Raw genomic sequence first — 2,094 nt, forward strand, 5'->3', positions numbered from 1 at the left:
GAGCGTAATGTCCAGAACCGATACGGTTCCCTGCGTGGGTCTCAGGATTCCGTTGAACAATTGAAGCAGCGTCGATTTGCCCGACCCCGTCGATCCGGCAATGCCGACGATGGACCCCCGGGGAAGGTCGAGATCGATGCCATGCAGCGCCGTCTGCCGCCACAAGCTCTGCTGCGCATAGGTATAGCTTACTTGCTGCAGTTGAATGGCCATAGCATTTCTACAAGCTCCTTTTCACTGGCGGGAACGCCGATTGAAAGACCCCGGGTCTCAAGCTCGCGGCCCAGCTCCCAGGCGTACGGCGCGCGCAGGCGGCACGCCTCCATCAGCTCAGGGCTCCGGAACAGCTCGGCCGGCGTCATATCGCCCGCCAGCCCGCCGCCGCTCAGCGCGAGCACACGCTGCGCGGCCATAATCTCATCGGCATCATGCGTAATCATCAGAATCGTGTATCCTTCGGCGTGCATGTCCCGCAGAATGCCCAGCAGCCCGTTCCTGCTCTCTTCGTCCAACATGGAAGAGGCCTCGTCAAACATGACGACGCCCGGCTCCATGGCAAGAATAGAGGCGATCGCGACCCGCTGCTTCTGCCCTCCCGACAGCTCTCCGGGGTGCTTGGACAGCAGGCCGGAAACCCCAAGCTTGCCGGAGTACAGCTGGAGACGGCGGTCCATCTCCTCCCGGGACAAGCACAGTCCCTCCAGCCCAAAGAGCATATCCTCCTCTACCGTTTCCCCGACGAACTGGTTGTCCGGATTTTGAAACACCATGCCGATCTTCCGGCGGATGCTTGGGATACTGGCTTCGCTCAGCACCTCGCCGCAAACGGCAATTTCGCCGGCGCTCTTGGGAAGCAGCGCATTCAGCAGCTTCACCAGCGTTGATTTGCCCGATCCGCTCTCGCCGACCAAGGCCACCCACTGCCCTTGCGGGATGCGCAGCGAGATTCCCTGCAGGACCGGATTCTCCGGATCATAGCCGAAGGATACGTCCTTCAGCGCAATGGCGTCCGGGCCCCGCTCTGCGGAATGCCGCTGTCCGCTTATTTCATTCATGTGTGCTCATCCTCCCCCAGCCGGTTCAAGCCCTAGCGCAAAAATTCCTCGAACAGCGATATTTGGGACAGCGAGGACACCAGATAGCGAACCGCATAACCGACCGCAATCCCGGTGACAATCCCGGTCACCAAGAGGATCGGCAAATAATACATAATGCTCGTGGTGCCCATCACGATGGAGGCCGCCGCCAGCTGCCCGATATTATGGGCGATGCTTCCCCCGATACTGACCCCGATCAGGCTCAGCTGCATGCGCCCTCCCTTCATCAGCAGGAACATGACCAGGAAGCTGAGCAGCGAGCCAAACAGGCTGAACAGCAGGCTGGAGAACGTCCCCAGGATGAAAGCGGTAAGAAGCGTTTTCAGGATAACAAGCGCAAAGGCGTCGCGCCCGCGCAAGAAGTAGATGCAGGTCAAAATCATAATGTTGGCAAAGCCCAGCTTCGCCCCCGGCATAAGCCCCATCGCGGACAGAGGAATCTGCGCCTCCAGAATGCCGAGCACCACCGCCACCGCGGAAAAAATGGCGATCATCACCGTTCTCTTGAGCGCCAGGCTCGATTCACTACTGGACAAACCCATCAATTTCATCCTCCCCCGCCTCACTTGCGATTTCCACCAGCACCCGATGCGGCAGACAGACGATCGTCTGTTTGGGCCGGGTAATAAAACCGAAGCCCAGGCATACCTGATCCGGGCAGTCCGCTTCGTACATCTCTACGCCGTAATCATGAACCTTAAGGATGTTATAGCCGTGTTCCGTACGGATATCGATGGTCTGTTCTTCTTTGGTAAGCTTAACGGTGCGGTAATGCTTGCCATCCACCGCAATATTGGCCACCAGCTCTTGCCCATCTTTCCCTTTGGCGTCGTTGCCTGAAAAATAACGGGGCGCAAGGAAAGCCAGGGCAGCGATCAATATGACGGAAATCAGCAGCATATCTGCGCGTTTCATAAAATTCTCCCTTATTTTTTAATCAAATGATAACCAGACCTATTAATTGTGATGACTCCCATCCCTAAAGGGAGGGGCTTCT

The 2,094-nt window shown here is 57.5% G+C and carries 4 protein-coding genes; all 4 read right to left on the reverse strand.

The window, feature by feature from the left end; genetic code table 11:
• Positions 1-213 (reverse strand): ATP-binding cassette domain-containing protein (locus L692_RS28220; RefSeq protein ID WP_036722912.1); only part of this gene is annotated, 213 nt, incomplete at its 3' end.
• On the reverse strand, positions 189-1,055 hold the full coding sequence (locus L692_RS0109150) for an ATP-binding cassette domain-containing protein (protein ID WP_025699193.1): 867 nt from the start codon (positions 1,053-1,055) through the stop codon (positions 189-191). The genes L692_RS0109150 and L692_RS28220, both read right to left, overlap by 25 nt.
• Before the next feature lie 32 nt (positions 1,056-1,087).
• Positions 1,088-1,639: a Gx transporter family protein gene (locus tag L692_RS0109155; RefSeq protein ID WP_025699196.1), complete on the reverse strand. Its 552-nt coding sequence runs from the start codon at positions 1,637-1,639 to the stop codon at positions 1,088-1,090.
• Positions 1,623-2,012, reverse strand: coding sequence for a NusG domain II-containing protein (locus tag L692_RS0109160; RefSeq protein WP_025699198.1), 390 nt, complete (start codon positions 2,010-2,012; stop codon positions 1,623-1,625). The genes L692_RS0109155 and L692_RS0109160 overlap by 17 nt, the downstream gene beginning before the upstream one ends.
• Positions 2,013-2,094 lie beyond the last annotated feature (82 nt).

The sequence above is a fragment of the Paenibacillus forsythiae T98 genome (assembly GCF_000520735.1).
Taxonomy (GTDB): Bacteria; Bacillota; Bacilli; order Paenibacillales; family Paenibacillaceae; genus Paenibacillus_AQ; species Paenibacillus_AQ forsythiae.